The 19,259-nt window shown below is 68.8% G+C and carries 17 protein-coding genes; 7 read left to right on the top strand and 10 right to left on the bottom strand.

Translation table 11 applies throughout. The annotated features are described in order from the left end of the window. Positions 1-85 precede the first annotated feature (85 nt). Together KF796_18515 and KF796_18510 are read left to right on the top strand one after the other, a co-directional pair. The gene (locus KF796_18515; protein MBX3588628.1) at positions 86-1,378 is read left to right on the top strand and encodes a DUF3422 domain-containing protein; all 1,293 of its coding nucleotides are present in this window, start codon (positions 86-88) and stop codon (positions 1,376-1,378) included. A 110-nt stretch (positions 1,379-1,488) separates the two neighbouring features. Continuing rightward, positions 1,489-2,346 (top strand): DMT family transporter, encoded by an 858-nt coding sequence (locus tag KF796_18510; protein MBX3588627.1) that lies wholly within the window; start codon positions 1,489-1,491, stop codon positions 2,344-2,346. A 539-nt stretch (positions 2,347-2,885) separates the two neighbouring features. Here KF796_18510 and KF796_18505 read toward each other — a convergent pair. After that, the gene (locus KF796_18505; GenBank protein MBX3588626.1) at positions 2,886-3,845 is read right to left on the bottom strand and encodes a M48 family metalloprotease; all 960 of its coding nucleotides are present in this window, start codon (positions 3,843-3,845) and stop codon (positions 2,886-2,888) included. Beyond that, on the bottom strand, positions 3,842-4,426 hold the full coding sequence (locus tag KF796_18500; GenBank protein MBX3588625.1) for an SH3 domain-containing protein: 585 nt from the start codon (positions 4,424-4,426) through the stop codon (positions 3,842-3,844). Before KF796_18500 ends, KF796_18505 begins: the two co-directional genes overlap by 4 nt. A gap of 59 nt (positions 4,427-4,485) precedes the next feature. On the opposite strand from KF796_18500, the gene KF796_18495 reads away from it, so the two are divergent. Then, positions 4,486-5,283 (top strand): SDR family oxidoreductase, encoded by a 798-nt coding sequence (locus KF796_18495; protein ID MBX3588624.1) that lies wholly within the window; start codon positions 4,486-4,488, stop codon positions 5,281-5,283. On the opposite strand, the gene KF796_18490 is transcribed toward KF796_18495, so the two are convergent. From KF796_18490 to KF796_18480, 3 genes are all read right to left on the bottom strand, one after another. Further along, complete coding sequence (locus KF796_18490) at positions 5,277-6,737, bottom strand: TRAP transporter large permease subunit (GenBank protein MBX3588623.1); 1,461 nt, start codon at positions 6,735-6,737, stop codon at positions 5,277-5,279. The two genes, KF796_18495 and KF796_18490, sit on opposite strands and share 7 nt — an antisense overlap. Continuing rightward, a complete protein-coding gene (locus tag KF796_18485; protein ID MBX3588622.1) occupies positions 6,734-7,168 on the bottom strand; it encodes a C4-dicarboxylate ABC transporter substrate-binding protein in 435 nt (144 codons plus the stop codon). The genes KF796_18490 and KF796_18485 overlap by 4 nt, the downstream gene beginning before the upstream one ends. 85 nt (positions 7,169-7,253) lie before the next feature. Next, complete coding sequence (locus KF796_18480) at positions 7,254-8,153, bottom strand: DMT family transporter (protein MBX3588621.1); 900 nt, start codon at positions 8,151-8,153, stop codon at positions 7,254-7,256. 98 nt (positions 8,154-8,251) lie between these two features. Here KF796_18480 and KF796_18475 point away from each other — a divergent pair, with 98 nt between their 5' ends. From KF796_18475 to KF796_18465, 3 genes are all read left to right on the top strand, one after another. Then, positions 8,252-9,235, top strand: a complete 984-nt coding sequence (locus KF796_18475) for a quinone oxidoreductase (GenBank protein ID MBX3588620.1) — start codon at positions 8,252-8,254, stop codon at positions 9,233-9,235. Further along, entirely contained in the window at positions 9,232-10,044 is an 813-nt protein-coding gene (locus KF796_18470; GenBank protein ID MBX3588619.1) for an NUDIX domain-containing protein, read from the top strand. The genes KF796_18475 and KF796_18470 overlap by 4 nt, the downstream gene beginning before the upstream one ends. Before the next feature lie 140 nt (positions 10,045-10,184). Continuing rightward, positions 10,185-10,577, top strand: a complete 393-nt coding sequence (locus KF796_18465) for a response regulator (protein ID MBX3588618.1) — start codon at positions 10,185-10,187, stop codon at positions 10,575-10,577. A 21-nt stretch (positions 10,578-10,598) separates the two neighbouring features. Here KF796_18465 and KF796_18460 read toward each other — a convergent pair whose 3' ends face one another. The 4 genes from KF796_18460 to KF796_18445 form a co-directional block, all read right to left on the bottom strand. Next, the gene (locus tag KF796_18460; protein ID MBX3588617.1) at positions 10,599-12,263 is read right to left on the bottom strand and encodes a Na/Pi cotransporter family protein; all 1,665 of its coding nucleotides are present in this window, start codon (positions 12,261-12,263) and stop codon (positions 10,599-10,601) included. A gap of 49 nt (positions 12,264-12,312) precedes the next feature. Then, positions 12,313-12,801, bottom strand: coding sequence for a lipoprotein signal peptidase (locus KF796_18455; protein ID MBX3588616.1), 489 nt, complete (start codon positions 12,799-12,801; stop codon positions 12,313-12,315). Continuing rightward, positions 12,801-15,656: an isoleucine--tRNA ligase gene (gene ileS, locus KF796_18450; GenBank protein MBX3588615.1), complete on the bottom strand. Its 2,856-nt coding sequence runs from the start codon at positions 15,654-15,656 to the stop codon at positions 12,801-12,803. Before ileS ends, KF796_18455 begins: the two co-directional genes overlap by 1 nt. A 113-nt stretch (positions 15,657-15,769) precedes the next feature. Beyond that, a complete protein-coding gene (locus tag KF796_18445) occupies positions 15,770-16,765 on the bottom strand; it encodes a bifunctional riboflavin kinase/FAD synthetase (protein ID MBX3588614.1) in 996 nt (331 codons plus the stop codon). Between the two features lie 169 nt (positions 16,766-16,934). Between KF796_18445 and KF796_18440 the strand changes: the two genes are divergently transcribed. Next, entirely contained in the window at positions 16,935-17,492 is a 558-nt protein-coding gene (locus KF796_18440) for an HNH endonuclease (protein ID MBX3588613.1), read from the top strand. Here the strand turns inward: KF796_18440 and KF796_18435 are convergent. Continuing rightward, the gene (locus tag KF796_18435; GenBank protein MBX3588612.1) at positions 17,407-19,185 is read right to left on the bottom strand and encodes a DUF11 domain-containing protein; all 1,779 of its coding nucleotides are present in this window, start codon (positions 19,183-19,185) and stop codon (positions 17,407-17,409) included. The two genes, KF796_18440 and KF796_18435, sit on opposite strands and share 86 nt — an antisense overlap. Positions 19,186-19,259: the final 74 nt, after the last annotated feature.

The following is a 19,259-nucleotide window of genomic DNA, read 5'->3' as shown; positions in this document are numbered from 1 at the left end:
AGGCCTCCCCCTTGGTAATGCCCCGCGGCGCCTTCGGGCGCCGTTTCTCTTGGGGCCTGCGTCACAATAGCTGTCCGAGGGAAGCATGCCACCGACAACACAGATACGCCCCCATCCCCAGCGGATGGCTTTGCACAACGAAATCCACGCCAGGCCGCCCGAGGCGCTGAACGCGCCGCTGGCCATCTCGCATGTGGTGATGGTCTGCGACGCGGCCGAGCGCGAGGCCAGCCGTGCCCATGTGGTGGCCCTGCTGCGCGACCACCACCTGCCCCAGCCCGACGCCGAATCCACCCACATCCGCATGGACCTGGGCGCCTTCCGCATCCGCTGGGAACTGCACACCGAATTCGTGACCTGGACGTTCACCCGCCTGATCAACTCCGGCGGCTTCGGCGAGCGCCAGCCGCCCACCGCGATCGAGGCCGTGCCCCAGGACTGGCTGGGCGGCCTGCCGGGCCAGTGCCTGGCCAGCGTGAACCTGTGGCTGCTGCCCACGCAGAGCCTGGGCACCAGTTCGCTGGTCAAGCATGTGCTGAACGAGGACACGCTGGTCGCCTCCACCGTGGCCGATGGCCATGGCGAGGTCTACACCGACTTCGCCGTCCATGCCGACGGCTTCTCGCGCATGGTGCTGCTGGCCGGCTCCATGACACCGCGCCGGGTCGGCCGCCTGGTGCAGCAGCTGCTGGAGATCGACACCTACCGCATGGCCGCGCTGCTGGGCCTGCCCGCCGCGCGCGAGGCTTCGGCCGCGCTGGCCTCTGCCGAGCGCGAGTTGGCGTCGCTGGCCATGGCCATCCGCACCGTGAACCGCGATGGCGAGCCCGACCTGCTGGACCGCCTGACCCGGCTGGCGGGCCAGGTCGAGAGCCAGTACGCGGCCACCCATTCGCGCTTTTCGGCCAGCGCGGCCTACTTCGAGCTGGTGGACAAGCGCATCGCCGACATCGCCGAATCGCGCCTGGCCGGCATGCAGACCATTGGCGAGTTCATGGACCGGCGCCTGACACCCGCGCGCAGCACCTGCGAATGGGCCAAGCGGCGCCAGGACGCGCTGTCCGAGCGCGTCTCGCGCATGAGCAACCTGCTGCGCACCCGCGTGGAGATCGAGCAGCAGCAAAGCAGCCAGGCGCTGCTGGGCGCCATGAACACGCGCCAGGGCCTGCAGCTCAAGCTGCAGTCCACGGTGGAGGGGCTGTCGGTGGCGGCCATCACCTACTACATCGTGGGCCTGGTGAGCTACCTGGCCAAGGGCGCGCATGCCGTGGGCTGGCCCTGGAGCCCCGAGAGCACGGCGGCCTGCGCCATTCCGGTGGCGGCGGGCGTGGTGTGGTGGTCGCTGCGGCGGCTGCACCACAAGGTGTTCGAGGTGTGAGGGTGACACCTCCCGCACCCGCCCCAACCCCGGTTTCTGAATCAAATCAGCCAGGAGTCCAGGCCAGCCGGCCACTGGATGCTAGCAAAAGTGTAGCAACCGGCCTGCTCATGGCGGTCATCGGCGCCATTGCCTTCAGCGGCAAGGCGATCATCGTCAAGCTGGCCTATCGCTATGGCGTGGACGCCGTCACGCTGCTGATGCTGCGCATGCTGTTCGCATTGCCGTTCTTCGCGGTCATGGCCTGGTGGGCCAGCCGGGGCAAGGCCGCGCTGACCCGGCGCGACTGGCTGGGCGTGCTGGGCCTGGGCGTCACGGGCTACTACCTGGCGAGCTTTCTGGACTTCGCGGGGCTGCAGTTTGTCAGTGCCTCGCTGGAGCGGCTGATCCTGTACCTCAACCCCACGCTGGTGCTGCTGCTGGGCTGGTTCATGTACGGCCGCCGCTTCAATGCGCGCCAGCTCGCGGGCATGGCGGTGAGCTATGGCGGTGTGATCCTGGTGTTCGGCCACGAGATCGAGCTGCAGGGCGGCAGCGCGGCGCTGGGCGCCACGCTGGTGTTCCTCAGCGCGATCAGCTACGCCATCTACCTGGTCTACAGCGGCGAGCTGGTCAAGCGCATTGGTTCCATGCGGCTGGTGGGCTTGGCCACCACGGTGGCCTGCGTCTGCTGCATCCTGCAGTTCGTGCTGCTGCGGCCGCTGGGCTCGGTGGCCGCGGTGGCGCCGCAGGTGCTGTGGCTGTCGGTGCTCAACGCCACGCTGTGCACCGCCGTGCCCGTGCTGCTGGTGATGATGGCGATCGAGCGCGTCGGACCCGCGCTCACCGCGCAGACCGGCATGGTCGGTCCGATGTCCACCATCCTCATGGGCGTGGTGATCCTGGGCGAACCGTTCACGGCCTGGGTGGCGGCGGGCTCGGTGCTGGTGATTGCGGGGATCTTTGTGTTCACGAGGTCGGCGCGGTAGCCTGGTTGGCGCTCGGGCGTTCGTCCGCGCCTGCGCCCAAGCGCATGCCCAGGTCACGCGGCCCAAGCCGCAGCCCCCTTCGGGGGGAGCCGCTGCAGTACTCAAAACTGCTGGATCGATCAGTCCGGGTTTGATGTGGCTGGCGCGTCGATGCGCCACGGCAGTTTTTCCGTGCTTCGCGCCTGCGGCTTTGATCGGGCCGCGTGGCCTGGGCATGCGCTTGGGCGCGAGTACAAAAGGCGGAGCGCCCACAAGGAAGCCCGGGAAGTCCGCAGAGCAGGTTGAGGTTCTGGAAAATCGCACGCCCAAAGCCTGCGGGTGGGGCGCGGCCCTTGCGCCACCGATCAAGAGTCCCGGGCGCGAAGCACGGAAAAACTGCCGTGCGTCGTTGGCGGGCTACAGGGTCAAGCCCCAACTGGTCGGGTGAGCAGTTTTGAGTACTGCAGCGGCTCCCCCGAAGGGGCCGGGGCTCTGGTGGCGCAAGGGCTGCGCCCCACCCGCAGGCGTGCAACGTGGCAACTTGCGCTGCGGCACAAGACTCAGGGCGTCCCCACCCGCTGAGCCAGCGAAACAGAAGGCTTGCCCGCAAAAGCATCAAGCCGTGACCCCATGGCCACCTCCACCTGGTCCAGCCGCTGCTGCGCCGGCGGGTGCGTGCTCAGTGACAGGGCAAACAGCGGGTCGTCCGCCGCCGCGCCGCGCAGCTGCTGCAACACGGCCACGAGGCCATAGGGGTCGAAGCCGGCGCGCGCGGCCAGCGCCACGCCGTTGCGGTCGGCCTCGAATTCATCGCCCTGGTCCAGGCCGCTTGAGTACAGGTCGCGCCCCAGCGCCAGCAACTGCGCCGACACCATGCCGCCCAGGTTGTTGTTGAGCTGCGAGCTGATCACCTGCGTCAGCGCGCCCGCGCGCGCCTTGGCGCCGATGGCCTTGAGATGGTGCTTGCCCGTGACGTGGGTGATCTCGTGCGCCAGGATGCCGGCCAGCTCGGCTTCATTGCCCACGCGGTCGATCAGCCCCTTGGTCACGAACACATAGCCCCCGGGCGCCGCAAAGGCGTTGAAGCCCGGGTCGTCGAGCACCGCAAAGCTCCAGGGCAGTTGCGGCCGCGAGGACTGCAGGCTGATCCAGCGGCCCAGCTGGTTCACGTAGCGCTGCAGCTTCATGTCGGGGTGCAGCGGCTTGCTGCCCAGCAGCACGGCCGACAGCTGGCGGCCGATCTCGATCTCCTTGGGCTCGTCGATCTGCTCCACCGACTTGGCCAGCAGCTGCACCAGGTCGCCGGCCAGCGCGGCATTGTTGCCCGCGGGCGCCGCGCCACTGCCCAGCATCTGCGTGAGCGGGTTGGCGGGCGCGGCCTGGTTGCCCTGTGGCCGCACCAGCGAGTTGAAAAAGTTCAGCGCCTTGGCGGCATCGCCGCTCTGGGCCTGTGCCAACGGGGCCGTCAGGGCCAGCGCGGCCAGCAGGGTGGCGGCGATGAGGCCGCTGCGGTGGCTCATTGCTGCACCTCGTTGCCCGGCGTGCCGGCGGCGGGCGCCGGCCGTGGCGGCGCGGGCAGCGGCGCCACGTCGGCGGGGGTCAATGCGGCGGCGCTGGCAAAGCGGCGGGCCTGTGTCTCGTTCTGGCGCAGCGCTTCCATCCGGCCCACGGCCTCGAGGTTGGGCTGGGCATTGGCCAGGTCTTCGGCGCCCAGGCCGCGGATGCCCACGGTGGGCGTGGCCGCCGAGTTGCCGCCCCCACTGCTGCGCCGGTTGAAAAAGCCGGTGAGACTGCGCAGCGCACCGGTGGCCGCATTGCCACCGCTGGGCTGGGCCGAGGTGCCGGGCGCGCCCATGTCAAACAGGTGGACCCAGCCGGTCACGCCGGCCTCGGTCTTCACCTGAACCCAGGGGCCTTCGCGGCCGCCCAGGCGGGTCACCGGCGTCTGCGCCGGCAGCGCGGCGAGGCTGCGCGAGGTGGCGCCAGGCGCCTCGCGCAGTTCGGCGGTGCGGCGGATCACGGCCGCCTCGGTCTGCGCCAGGGCGGCAGTGGCGGGCGCCATCAATGCGAGCGCCAGCGTGCAATAACCTGCCCATTTCATGGTGTTGAACCCTGCCCGTATCATGTTTTTGTCATTTCAAACACAAAACGGAGATTGTTATGGATTTGGGAATCGCGGGCAAATGGGCGCTGGTGTGCGGCGCCAGCAAGGGGCTGGGCTTTGGCTGCGCGCAGGCGCTGGTGCGCGAGGGCGTGCATGTGTTGCTGGTGGCGCGCGGCGCCGAAGCCTTGCAGGCCGCGGTCGCCAGTCTGAAGGCCGACCCTTTGCGGCCGGCCGCGGCCCAGGTCGAGTCGGTGGCGGCCGACATCACCACCGAGGCCGGGCGCGCCGCGGTGTTCGCGCAGCGCCGTGACTTTGACATCGTGGTCACCAATGCGGGCGGCCCGCCGCCCGGGGACTTCCGCGACTGGGACCGCGAGGCCTGGATCAAGGCGGTGGATGCCAACATGCTCACGCCGATCGAGCTGATCAAGGCGTCTGTGGACGGCATGGCCGCACGCGGCTTTGGCCGCATCGTCAACATCACCTCGAGCTCGGTCAAGGCGCCGATCGACATCCTGGGCCTGTCCAACGGCGCGCGCAGCGGGCTCACGGGCTTTGTGGCCGGCGTGGCGCGCACCGCCAAGCTGGCCTCGGCCAACGTCACCATCAACAACCTGCTGCCCGGCAAGTTCGACACCGACCGCATTGCCGTGACCTTCGAGGCCGCGGCCAAGCGCACCGGCAAAACGGTGGACGAAGTCCGCAAGTCGCAGGCCGGCCTGATCCCGGCGCAGCGCCTGGGCACGCGCGAAGAGTTTGGCGCGGCCTGCGCCTTCCTGTGCAGCCAGCAGGCCAGCTACATCACGGGCCAGAACCTGCTGACCGACGGCGGCGCCTACCCGGGCACCTACTGACGCGGCGGCTCGGCCTCCGGGGCGCCACCTGCGGGCTGGCGCGCCATGTCTTCCATCTGCTTGACGATGTCGGCCTCGGAGGGTGCGGCCGAACCCGCCGCCGGCGCAGCGGTGGGCCGGTCCAGCCAGTGCACCGTGGCGGGCACGCAGAACACCGTGACCAGCACGGCCACCTGGGCCAGGCCGTAGGGCAGCATGGCTGCCAGCAACGCGCGCGTGCTGACCCGCGCGAAGCCGCCGCGCGACTGCACCACCAGCACGGCGTAGCCCATGGGCGGCAGCAAGAAGCCCAGCTGCAGCACCAGCAGCAGCAACACGGCCGATTGCTGGGCATCGCCCAGCCGCGCGATCAGCGCGGGCGCCAGGATGGGGATGATCACGAAGATCATCTCGAAGGCGTCCAGCACCCAGGCGCAGGCGGCCACGAACAGCAGCACCGCGGCGGCCGTCATGGCCGGCCCCAGGGGCGAGGTCAGCACGAGGTCGGACAGCCAGCGGTCGGTGCCCCAGCCGCGAAACACCAGGCTGAAGGTGGTGGCGCCCACCAACAGCGCAAACAGCGCGCCACTGAGCTGCAGGGTCTCACCCAGCAGGCGGCGCCAGTCCACCGCGCTCATGGCGCCGCTGGCCAGCGCCGTGATCACCAGCAGGCAGCCGCCGGTGGCCGCGGCTTCCACCGCGAGCAGGGCCCCGCTGAACACGCTGGCCAGCAAGGCCACGATGGTGCCGATGCCCGTGAGCGCCAGGACGGTGTCGCGGCGCGTCAGTGATTCGGCGGGCGCGCTGGCCGTGCCGCGCCCGCGCCACCAGGCCACCCCGGCCCACAGCAGCACCAGGGCCAGGGCCGGCACCAGCGCCGCCCGCAGCACGTCCTGGGTGTTGATGATGCGCAGCCCCGCCAGCGGGAAGCCGGGCAGGTTGCTGGCCTCGGTGTGGGCACGCAACATGGCGTCGCCCAGCAGCAGCAGCACCAGCGAGGGCGGCACCACCACCCCGATGGTGGCGGCCACGCTGAGCATGGCAATGCCGCGGGCCGGCGCCAGCGACTGCAGCCGGGGCCCCACCAGGCGCGACAGCAGGCTGGCGCTGGACGCCACCGACCCGTTCATCGGCGCCACCAGCACGCCCACGCCCAGCGCGGCCAGCGGCGCACTGCCGCCCAGCGGGCGCAGGAGTCGGTTCAGGAACAGAAAAATGGCGTTGGCCAGGGTCAGGCGCTGCAGCAGCAGGCCAATGAACACATACAGCGGCAGCGCCTGCAGCAGGTCGTGTTCGAGCAGGCCCACCAGCCGGCCGGGCACCGCGCCCAGCAGGCGGGCATCGATCACCCCGGTGGCCAGGCCCAGCCCGGCAAACAGGCTGGAGGTGCCCAGCAGCAGGGCCCACACCGGCAGGCCGGTGCCGATCACCAGCGCGCCCAGCATCAGCAGCATCCACAGGCCGGCGCTGGTCATGGCAGCTCCCGGCGCGGGCGCACGGCGTCAATCAAGGCCAGCAGCGCGAGCACCCAGACCGACAGCTTCACCAGGAAGTAGCCCGGGTTGGCGGTTTCCGGGAAATGCTCCAGATGGGCCAGCGAGGCCCACACCTCGGGGGCCGACGCCAACAGCACAAAGCCGGCCCAGGGCGCGACGCACAGCGCGAGCAGCCAGCGGCGCCATCGCGTGGGCCGCGCGGGCCCGGTGCTGCCATGCGCCGCCAGGTGGGCGCTGTGGCGCGAGGCGGCGGTGACCGCCACCGCCGCGTACAGCGCAAACAGGATCTGGGCCAGATCGTTGGCCTCGCGCGAGCCGGCATGAATCCAGTCGCGCAGCGGCCATTGCGCAAACAGCAGCCCCGCCAGAGGCAACACCAGCCAGGCGGCCCAACCGAATACCTTGTTCATGGAGTGCGCCGGCCGGCGCAAATGGCGCCGGTGGCGGGCGCGATGCTACCCAGCCAACCTGACTGCTACCGGATGCAACCGGACTTCAGCGTCGCGAGGACACCACAATCCCGCCCACGATCAGCGCAAACGCCAGTGCGTGGTACAGGTGCGGTACTTCGCCCAGCAAGGCCGTGGAGAACACCGCCGCAAACAGCGGCGTGAGGTTGGAGAAAAACCCCGCCACGCTCGGGCCCACGCGCTGCACGCCCAGCCCCCAGCAGCGGTAGGCCAGGATGGCCGGGCCCACCGCCACATACAGCAGCGCCGCCGCCACCGGCCAGCTCCACACGATCTGCGCGTCAGTCAGCGCCCACTCGGCGCCCGCGAACAGGCCCGACCAGCCCAGGCCAAACACCACCTGGGCCATCAGGAACGCGGCCCAGTCCTGGCGGATGGCCGGGGCGTCCCCGGGGCGCGCGATCAGCCAGCTGTAGAACGCCCAGGCGGCGGTGGCCACCAGCACATACAGGTCGCCCGGCACCAGCCGCAGCTGCATCAGCTGGGCCCACTCGCCATGGCTGAGCACCAGCACGACGCCGGCGATCGAGAGCGCGGCGCCAAGCCACTGGCGCCGCGACACCGCCTGGCCAAAGAAGGCCCGGCCAATGCCCAGCATGAACACCGGCGTGCTGGCCGCCACCAGCGTCACGTTGATCGGGGTGGAGGTCTTGAGCGCCAGGTATTGCAAGGCGTTGTAGCAGCCCACGCCCAGCAGCCCCAGCAGGGCGTAGCGGCGCCAGTGGCTCCACAGGCCGCTGCCGGGGCGCAGGACCCAGGCGGCCAGCGGCAGCAGCAGCACGAAGGCGCCCACCCAGCGCAACAGGTTGAGCGTGATGGGCGGGACCAGCCCGTTGAGCATGCGCCCGACGACGGCATTGCCGGCCCACATCAGGGGCGGCACCACCAGCAGGGCCGCGGTGGCGGGGGTGAGGCGTTGGTTCATGGAAGGCGACACTGTACGGGGTTTGGCAATGTCCCGCCGAGGCAGGGCCGGGCGAATCGTGGCAGCATTCAGGCCCTACCAACCCGCAGGAGCAGGCCATGAGCAAAGCAGTACAGATCAACCAACACGGTGGCGCGGAAGAACTCAGGATCGTGGACGTGAGCGTGGGTGACCCCGGCCCCGGCGAAATCCGCATCCGCCATCACGCCATCGGACTGAACTTCATCGACGTCTACCAGCGCACCGGCCTGTACCAGCTGCCCATGCCGGCCACGCTGGGCATGGAGGGCGCGGGCATCGTCGAGGCCGTGGGCGAGGGCGTGACCCACCTGAAGGCCGGCGACCGCGCCGCCTACGCCAGCAACCCGCCCGGCAGCTACAGCGAGGTGCGGGTGATGCCGGCCCGCCAGGTCTGCAAGCTGCCCGACGCCATCAGCTTTGAAACCGGCGCCGCGATGATGCTCAAGGGCCTGACCGCCCAGTACCTGCTCAAGAAGACCCTGCCGGTGCAGGGCCTGCAGGCCGGCGACTTCGTGCTGTTCCATGCCGCCGCGGGCGGCGTGGGCCTGATCGCCTGCCAGTGGGCCCGGGCGCTGGGGCTGCAGCTGATCGGCACCGCGGGCTCGGACGCCAAGTGCGCGCTGGCCCGGGAACACGGCGCGGCCCATGTCATCAACTACAGCACCGAGGACTTCGGCGCCCGGGTCAAGGAGATCACCGGCGGCAAGGGCGTGAAGGTGGTGTACGACTCGGTGGGCAAGGACACCTGGGACAAGTCGCTGGACTGCCTGCAGCCGTTTGGCCTGATGGCCAGTTTTGGCAATGCCTCGGGGCCGGTGGCGCCGTTCTCGCCCGGCATTCTCGGCCCCAAGGGCTCGCTCTATGTGACCCGCCAGACCCTGTTCACCCACATTGCCACGCGCGAAAGCACGCAGGCCATGGCGGATGACCTGTTCGCGGTGGTCCAGAGCGGCCAGGTCAAGCTGCGCATCGACCAGCGCTACCCGCTGGCCGACGTGCAGCAGGCGCACCGCGACCTGGAAGCGCGCAAAACCACGGGTTCGACCATCATCACGCTGTGAGCCCGCTGGCGCCCGATGCGCAGTGGCTGGCGGCGCAGCAGGCGCGCGCCAGCCTGCCGCCGCGCGTGCCGCGCTGGCCGCTGCTGGCGGGCGCGGCGCAAATTGGCTCGGTGGAACCCGGGTTTCTGGAACAAATCGGGCTGGAGTCCAGGACTGGCGGCCTTCATGCGCTACAAAAAGATGAGCAAAACGGCCAGCCGGCCTGGCGCCTGACGGGCGACCTCACGGCCGCGCTGGCAGCCCTGGCGCAGGCCCTGCGCGAGGCCGGCCTGGCCGGTGCCTGGCGCGATGAGCTGCTGGCCGTGGCCGACGGGCAGGGCCGGGTGCTGGGCGCGGTGGAGCGCGCCGCCGTGCGCCCGCTGGGCATCGCCACGCGGGCGGTGCACCTGGTGGGCCGCAGCCCGGACGGCGGGCACTGGGTGCAGCGCCGCTCGCTGACCAAGGCCAATGACCCGGGCCTGTGGGACACCCTGATGGGCGGCATGGTGGCGGCCGCCGACACGCTGCACAGCGCGCTGGCGCGCGAGACACAGGAAGAGGCGGGGCTGCCGCTGGCGGCGCTGCAGAACCTGCGCCATGGCGGGTTCGTGCGCATGACGGCGCCCGCGCGCGATGGCGGCGGCGCGGGCTATGTGGTCGAGCACCTGGACTGGTTTGAATGCACCGTGCCCCGGGGGCAGGTGCCGGTCAATCAGGACGGCGAGGTCGAGGAGTTCCGCCTGCTGGCGCCCGGGGAGCTGCGGGAGCGGCTGCACCGCGGCGAATTCACCCTGGAAGCCGGCCTGATCCTCTGCGCGGCGGGCCTGTAACGCGGGCCGTCGTGGCCCTGCTCCTACAGACGGTAGCGACGGCCGCTTGCAGCCAGCGGACGGCCTGGTGTTTACATTGGTCTTCAACGTAGTACGCAGCCTGTTCGCGCCATGGCGCCCAGGGGCTGAAGGAGAACACCATGAAATTCCGGGCCTATATCGTCGAAGACAGCGCCACCATCCGCGAAAACCTCATTGAAACCCTGCGGGAACTGGCCCTGGTGGACCCCGTCGGCACGGCCGAAACCGAGCAGGAAGGGCGCGACTGGCTGGCCCGCAACGGTGCGCAGTGGGACCTTGCCATCGTGGACCTGTTCCTGCGCGAGGGCAGCGGGCTCAACATCCTGGAGGCCTGCCGCTGGCGCAAGCCGGGGCAGAAGATGATCGTGCTGAGCAACCATGCGACCCGCGACGTGCGCTGGCGCTGCACCCAGCTGGGCGCCGACGCCGTGTTCGACAAGTCCACCGAGATCGACGCGCTGCTGGAGTACTGCATCCACGAACGCGACAACCGCCAGCGCGTGACGGCCTGAAGCAGGCTGGCGGCGCGGCGCTCAGCGGTGGTCGGCGTCCAGCAGCACGTTCTGGCGCAGCCGGTTGGGTGCCAGGGCCCCGGCCGAGTCGAGGATGGGGTAGGCGATCGAGCAGATGTGCGAGTTGATGCGCTTGAGGTCGCTGATCAGGTCGATGTGCAGCGAGCTGGTCTCGATGCTCTGCATGGTGTTGTCGGACAGGCGGCCCAGGTGGGTGGTGGCGTACTCGCGTTCCAGGTCACGGAAGCGGGCCTTTTCCTCGAGCAGCTTCTGCGCGTCGCGCACCGTGCCATTGAGGAACACGCTCATGCCCAGCCGCAGGTTGGCCACCAGGCGGGCGTGCAGCTCGCAGATCTCGGCCATGCCGGCCACCGAGAAGCTGCGGCCCTTCTTGATCTTCTTGTCCTCGATGTCCAGCAGCACGCGCTCGATGATGTCGCCGATCTGCTCCATGTTGATGGTGAAGCTGATGATGTCGGTCCAGCGCCGGCTCTCTTCCTCGCCCAGGGCCTCGCGCGAAATCTTGGTCATGTAGTACTTGATGGCCGAATACAGCTCGTCCACCGTGTCGTCGAGCTTGCGCAGGTCCTCGGCGAGCTTGAGGTCGTTGTCCTTGATCACCTTGAGCACCCCCAGCATCATGGTTTCCACGATGTCGGCCTGGTGCAGGGCCTCGCGCGCGGCGCAGGAGATGGCCAGCGAGGGCGTGGCCAGCGCCGACGGGTCCAGGTGATGCGGCCGCCCGGCCAGGGTGCTCTTGTCGGGCTTGGGCAGCCAGCGGCTCACCCAGAGCGCCACGATCTGCGTGACGCCGATGAACAGCGCCCCCACCAGCAGGTTGAAGACCAGGTGGAACAGCACCACGAAGGTGGCGTTTTCATTGATGTAGGGGCGGGCATAGGTCAGCCACAGGCCGGTGAAGGGCGCGACGATCAGCACCCCCAGCGCCTTGAACACCAGGTTGCCCATGGGCACCTGGCGCACTTCAATGGCCGAACGCGCCGTGGTCAGCACGGCCAGCAGGCCGCTGCCCAGGTTGGCGCCCAGCACCAGGCCCAGCGCCACGTCCAGCGGCACCACGCCCGAGGCCGCGAGCGTGGCGGTCAGCAGCACGATGGCCAGGCTTGAATACGAGACCACGGCCAGCACCGCGCCCATGGTGATCTCCAGCAGCCGGTCGCTGGCCAGCGAGGCCAGCAGGGCCTTGACCGCGGGCGCCTGGGTCAGCACGGTGGTGGACTCCGTCACCAGCCGCAGCGCGAGCAGCATCAGGCCCAGCCCGATCAGCACCCGGCCAAAGCGCCCCACGCTGGACGACTGGCGCGAGATGAACAGCACCACGCCCACGAAGATGAACAGCGGGGACAGCCAGGACAGGTCAAACGAGAACACCACGGCCATCAGGCTGGTGCCCACGTCGGCGCCCAGCATCACGGCCAGGGCCAGCGGCAGCGTGACCAGGCCCTGCCCGACAAAGGAGGAGACGATCAGCGCCGTGGCCGTGCTGGACTGCACCAGCGCGGTGACGCCGATGCCCGAGATCGCCGCCGTGTAGCGGTTGCTGATGCTGCGGGCCAGCACATGGCGCAGATTGGCGCCAAATACCCGCAGGATGCCGGTGCGGACGAGATGGGTGCCCCAGACAAGCAGCGCGATCGCCGCCAGAAGATTCAACAGGTGCTTCATTGCTTCAAGCTTCAACTATACGCTTGATGCAATGCAGCAATCGCACGGCTCAGCGGGCCCTGCGCACGCGCAGCAACTCGTCGAGGATCAGGCAGGCCGCGCCCAGCGTGATCGCGCTGTCGGCCAGGTTGAACGCGGGGAAATGCCAGCCGCGCAGGTGGAAGTCCAGGAAGTCCACCACGTAGCCGTGCAGCAGCCGGTCCACCACGTTGCCGATCGCGCCGCCCAGCACGCAGGCCAGCGCGAACGAGAACAGCTTCTGGCCCGGGTGCGAGCGCAGCATCCAGATGATGAACAGCGCCGCCGCCACGCCGATGCCCGTGAACAGCCAGCGCTGCCAGCCCGAGGCCGCGGCCAGGAACGAGAACGCCGCGCCGCTGTTGTGCACCCGCACCACATTGAAGAAGCTGGTGACCCAGGTGCTGTCGCCCACCGCGTAGTAGCCCAGGATCAGCACCTTGGTGAACTGGTCGGCGATCACGATGATCAGGGCCAGGGCCAACCAGGGCGTGACGCTGCTCGAGGTGTTTCTGAACATCAGGCGACCTTCCTGTCTTCACCGGCGCCGAACAGGTTGCTGGTGCAACGGCCGCACAGCGTGGGGTGGGCCGGGTCGTGGCCCACATCCGGCCGGTAGTGCCAGCAGCGCTCGCACTTGGCGTCACTGCTGGCGCTGACCTTCGCGGCGGTGGCGTCGGCCGCCACCAGGTCCACGGCCGAGGTGATGAAGACGAACTTCAGGTCGTCGCCCAGGCTGGCGAGCAGGGGCAGGTCCGCGGGGGTCGCGCCCAGCGCCACCCGGGCCTGCAGCGACGAGCCCACCTGGCCGTCGGCGCGCAGCGCCTCGATGTCCTTGTTGACGCTGTCGCGGATCTCGCGGATGCGTGCCCACTTGGCCAGCAGTGCCTCGTCGGCCGCGGGCAGTTCGGCGTAGGTCTCCAGGAAGATCGATTCCGAGCTGCCGAAGATCTTCCAGGCTTCCTCGGCCGTGAAACTCAGGAACGGCGCCATCCAGCGCAGCATGGCATGGGTGATCTGCCACAGCGCGGTCTGGGCGCTGCGCCGCGCCAGCGATTTGGGCGCCGTGGTGTACAGGCGGTCCTTCAGCACGTCCAGGTAGAAGCCGCCCAGGTCCTCGCTGCAGTACAGCTGCAGCTTGGCCACCACGGGGTGGAATTCATAGACCTCGAAATGCGCGAGCACCTCGGCCTGGAACTGCGACGCGCGCGCCAGCGCGTAGCGGTCGATCTCCAGCATCTGGTCCGGCGGCACGGCGTCGGTGGCCGGATCAAAGTCACTCACATTGGCCAGCAGGAAGCGCAGCGTGTTGCGGATGCGGCGGTAGGCATCGACCACGCGGGCCAGGATCTTGTCATCGCCCGCGATGTCGCCGGAATAGTCCGACGCGGCCACCCACAGGCGGATGATTTCCGCGCCGAGCTTCTTGCTGGTTTCCTGCGGGTCCACGCCATTGCCCATGGACTTGCTCATCTTGCGGCCCTGGCTGTCCACGGTGAAGCCGTGGGTCAGCAGGCCGCGGTAGGGCGCGCGGCCGTACATGGCGCAGGCGGTCAGCAGCGAGCTGTGGAACCAGCCGCGGTGCTGGTCGTGGCCTTCCAGGTAGAGGTCGGCCTCGGGGCCGGTGTCATGGGCGGCACCGGCGTGCGACTTGCGCAGCACCGTGGTGTGCGTGGTGCCGGAGTCAAACCACACTTCCAGGATGTCGCTGCTCTTGGTGTACTGCGCCGCGTCGGCGCCGGCGCCCACTTTGGCCAGGATGTCCTCGGTGCTGGCCTTGCTCCAGGCCTCGATGCCGCCTTGTTCCACCATGTTGGCGGCCAGGTCCAGGATCTCCATGGTGAGCGGGTGCAGTTCGCCCGAGTCCTTGTGCAGGAAGAAGGGCAGGGGCACGCCCCAGCTGCGCTGGCGCGAGATGCACCAGTCGGGCCGCCCGGCGATCATGTCGCGCAGCCGGGCCTTGCCGTTCTCGGGGAAGAAGCCGGTTTCCTCGATGGCGGCCAGCGCCATCTGGCGCAGCGTGGCGGGGGCCTTGTCCCTGGTGAACACGCCTTCGCCCTCGTCCATGCGGATGAACCACTGCGCCGCGGCGCGGTAGATCACCGGCGTCTTGTGGCGCCAGCAGTGCGGGTAGCTGTGGCTGATGGTCTCGGTGGCGAACAGGCGGCCGGCGTTCTTCAGGGTCTCGATGATCTGGGGCACGGCCTTCCAGATGTTCAGGCCGCCAAACAGCGGGAAGTCAGGCGCGTAGGCGCCGTTGCCCTGCACCGGGTTGAGGATGTCGTCGTAGGCCAGGCCATGGGCCACGCAGGAGTTGAAGTCGTCCAGGCCGTAGGCGGGCGAGGAATGGACGATGCCGGTGCCGTCGTCGGCGGTGGCGTAGTCGGCCAGGTAGACGGGCGAGAGGCGGCGGTAGCCGTAGCTGCCGTCCTCGTTCTTCACGTCGTACAGCGGGTGGCGGAAGTTCAGGCCGCCCAGCTTCTCGCCCTTGACCGTGGCCAGCACGGTGCCGCTGAGGTGGAAGCGCTCCATGCACTTTTCCACCAGCACCGAGGCCAGCACCAGCAGGCCACGCTCGGTGTCGACCAGCGAGTAGTCCAGCTCGGGGTTGAGGTTGAGCGCCTGGTTGGCCGGGATGGTCCAGGCCGTGGTGGTCCAGATGACGATGTAGGCGTCTTTGGTGAATGCAGGGACGCCGAAGGCTGCAGCCAGCTTCGCCGGCTCGTCGCTCAGGAAGCCGACGTCCAGCGTCTGCGACTTCTTGTCGGCGTACTCGATCTCGAACTCGGCCAGCGAGGAGCCGCAGTCAAAGCACCAGTACACGGGCTTGAGGCCGCGGTAGACAAAGCCGCGCTCGACCACGCGCTTGAAGGCGCGAATCTCTTCGGCCTCGTTGACGAAGTCCATGGTGCGGTAGGGGTGGTCCCAGTCGCCCAGCACGCCCAGGCGCTTGAAGTCGGCCATCTGGATGCCGATCTGCTCGGTGGCAAAGGCGCGGCTCTTGGCCTGCATCTCGTCACGCGGCAGGTTGCGGCCGAATTTCTTCTCGATCGCGTTCTCGATCGGCAGGCCGTGGCAGTCCCAGCCCGGGATGTAGGCCGCGTCCAGGCCCTTGAGCTGGCGCGCCTTGACGATCATGTCCTTGAGGATCTTGTTGACCGCGTGGCCCATGTGGATCTGGCCATTGGCATACGGCGGGCCGTCGTGCAGCACGAACTTGGGCGCATTGCAGCGCGCATCACGCAGCTTTTTGTACAGGCCCTGGTCTTCCCACTCCTTGACCCAGCCCGGCTCGCGCTTGGGCAGGTCGCCCCGCATGGGGAAGGGGGTGTCGGGCAGGTTCAGGGTGGCGCGGTAATCGGTTTTGTCGGTCATGGCAAACAGCAAGAAGGCTTCGACAAGCTCAGCCCGAACGGGCAATGGCAATGCGGGGGAAAGCAGACCGTTCGCCCTGAGCCTGTCGAAGGGCGGCGAACGGGGCCCGTTCGTTAAATTCGGTCGCGCGTGGTCTGGCGCCGCGTGGAGGCAAAGTACGCGCGTGCGTCGCCGCAGTCGCGGGTGATGCCCTGGGTCAGGGCGTCAAGGCCGTCGTACTTGAGTTCGTCGTGCAGTTTGTGCAGCAGTTCCACGCGGATGATTTTACCGTACGCCCCTTCGGGGCCCAGGCCGTCGGGCCAGTCCAGGCAATGGGTTTCGAGCAACACGCGGCCGCCGTTGACGTCGCTGGCGTCCAGCGAGGGGCGGATGCCGAGGTTGGCCACGCCGGCCAGCGGCTCGCCCAGGCCGTGAACCCGGACGGCAAAAATGCCGCTGGCGGCCGATTTCCAGTGCGAAAACCGCAGGTTGAGTGTTCTGAACCCGAGCTCGCGGCCGAGCTTGCGGCCGTGAACCACGTGGCCGCTGATGCTGTAGGGCCGGCCCAGCAGGGCCGCGGCCCGGTCCATGTCGCCCTGGCTCAGCGCCTCGCGCACCGCCGAGCTGGAAACGCGCTGCCCGTGCACCTCGTAGCTGTTCATGCGGGCCACGTCAAAGCCGCTGGCGGCGCCGGCGGCGTCCAGCATGGCGTAGTCGCCGGCGCGCTTTGCGCCAAAGCGGAAGTCGTCACCCACCAGCACATAGCGCACGCCCAGCCCTTTGACGAGCACCTCGCCGATGAACGCCTCGGGCGACAGTGACGACAGCCGTGCATCGAAGGGCAGCACCACGCACTGGTCCACACCGCATTCGGCGAGTTCAAACAGCTTGTCGCGCAGCGTGGCGATGCGCGCGGGCGCCAGTTCGGGCTTGCGTGCCAGCCGGGCGAAATAGTCGCGCGGATGCGGCTCGAAGGTCATCACGCAGCTGGGCACGCCGCGGTGGCGGGCCTCGTTGCGCAGCAGCGCCAGCATGGCCTGGTGGCCGCGGTGCACGCCGTCGAAGTTGCCGATGGTCAAGGCGCAGGCCGGCGCGACGCCGGGGTGGTGAAAGCCTCTGAAGATGCGCATGGCCCTTGAAATTTGATATCTTTTTGATAGCAGCGGGGGGCCGCCACTCATGCGCTGGCGGCGGCCGCGACATGGAAGCGTCGCTGAAACAGGGTATATTGTGCTGCACCCGCGACAAACGCGTTGCCTGGTCCGTTCAACGGTTTCTCATCTCTGATGGAGGCGTGTCTTGAAGGTCTTGAAGCTGTCTGCCCAAGGGTTGCCCCAGTCCTGGATTTCACTGGAGCAGGCCGTCCTGCATTACGCCGCGCAAGAGGTGCGGTGGGAGGTGGGCGCGGAAGTCGCGGTGTTCCGCGGCGGGCACAACGCCATGACGGGCGAGCAGTCGGTCATCACGGTCAGCAGCATCATCGGCACCAAGGGCGTGCCCAACATCAATCCCTTCGACCTCAAGCCGGGCCTGACCAACAGCAAGCTGTTCGCGCGCGACCGCAATGTCTGCGCCTACTGCGGCAACCATTTCCACGAAGAAGACCTGACGCGCGAGCACATCACCCCGTTCGCGCAGAATGGCCGGGACCACTGGATGAACGTGGTCACCGCGTGCCGGGCCTGCAACCACCGCAAGGCCAACCGCACGCCAGAGCAGGCGCACATGCCGCTGCTCTACACGCCCTATGTGCCCAGCCTCTGGGAGGACTTCATCCTGCGGAACCGCCGTATCCTGGCGGACCAGATGGAGTTCCTGATGGCGCACTTGCCCAAGACCTCGCGGCTGTACGCCTAGGCCCGGGGCCCCGGGCTCGGGCTGCCCCGCCCCCCGGCACGACCGGCGCCACGGCCGGCGGCGCAAACCCACCTGCATCGGCCGCCGCCAGCAGCAGCGGCAGCTCATCTCCCATCGGCGGTGTCAGTTGCCCGGTGGCCGTCACGGTGCAGGGAATGCTGAAGGTGGCCGTGGTGTTGGGCGGGAAGGTGGGCGTGAGGAAAATCCCCGTGCCCTGCAGCGCCGAAATGGTGGGCACCGTGGGCGTGATCGTGACCGAGCCCACGGGTGACGACGTGAAGGTCGGGGTCGAGCAGCTCAGGCCGAGCACATAGCTGTCGGTCAGGCGCGTGCCCGCCGCGCTGCTGGGCCCGGAGTTGACCACGGTGACGACATAGACCGTGGTGCCGCCCGAGGTCAGCGTCGTGGTGTTGTTGGTCTTGGTGACGGACAACAGCGCCTGGCGGCTGATCAGCGTGTTTTCAAACGCGCAGCCCGCATTGGTGGCGCCGCCCGCCGCATAGCCGGAGGCGCCGCCGCCGTCCCAGCCTTCGTTGCTGGCGTCGCAGGACGAAAGCGGCCCCGTGGTGGTGATGGCCGCTTTGTTGGGGTCGCCACCGCCCGCGACCTTGGCGACGTTGTCCACCGATGTGGCGGTCACGTCGGGACTGACCGACACCGTGAGCGTCAGCACCGTGCTGGCGCCATTGCCGGCGAGCACCGTGGTGCCGCGGCTGCAATCGGCCGTGTCGCTGGCAAAGGTGGTGGTGGACAGCGTGCAGGTCCAGCCGCCGCCCGGCGCCTGGGGCGAGATGAAGCTCAGGCCCTGGGGCAGCTGGTCGCGCACGAGGATGGGGCTGGCCGCCAGCGTCTGGGTGCCCCCCTGGTTGGTGATGGTGAGCGTGTAGGTGCCGGTGTTGCCGGCCACAAAGGTGGGCGTGGTGTCGACCTTGACCATCGACAGGTCGCGCCGCGGCACGCAGTACGAGAAATTCTGGAACCCGACCACCTGCCCGACCGAGGGATTGATGCCGGGGTTGCCGGCCAGGAAGTCGATGCGAACGGCATCCACCGGGTTGGCGAACGTCACGGTCACGTTGCAGGCCGCGCTGGTCGCGGCGCAATTCCCGCCAGCGGCCAGGGCGGTCACTTCGGTTGTGCCTGCGGCCGGGCTGTTGGTGGCGATGCTGAAATTGGCCGGGGTGCCGACCGCCATGCCCGGGGCAATCACGGTGTTGCCATTCAGCGAGCCCGTGACGCGCAGCACGTCCTGCCAGTTGTTGGCCTGGTAGTCCACGTCGCCCATCACCAGCAGCAGCTTGTCCATGGGCCTCGAGAAGGTCAGCGTCAGGTGCGTTCCGAAACCGGCGGTGGTGCCGGTCATGGCCAGAGCCAGCGAATTGGTGAAGCCGCCGTAGTTGGCCAGGCGGGGCGCATTGGGCGCGGTGCCGCCGGGCGCGGACCAGCTGGAGGCGCCGTCGATCGACGCCTGGAAGGTCACGGTGTTGGCCGTGATGGAGCCGGTGGACGTGCCCACCCCGAAAGAAAACGGCCCCAGTGCCGCCGATGTCCAGGTCCCCGTGCCGCCGGTGGCGCTGGTCGAACGCGTGGCCCCGAAGACGAAGGTGACCAGGCTTTCATTGGCATCGCAGGCGCTGGCCTGGGCCCAGGCCCCCTGGCACGCGCACAGGGCCCACAGAAAGCCCAGAAACATTCGCACAAATGAACCCGTCACGCGTACCTCTTGAATTTCCAACGTGGCAGAAATTCTGCGGCAGGACGGGAGTG

Origin of the sequence: Ramlibacter sp., assembly GCA_019635435.1 — a bacterium.
Lineage (GTDB): Bacteria > Pseudomonadota > Gammaproteobacteria > Burkholderiales > Burkholderiaceae_C > JAHBZM01.
Note: the sequence above shows the minus strand (reverse complement) of the source record. Positions and strands in the feature narration are given on the sequence as shown.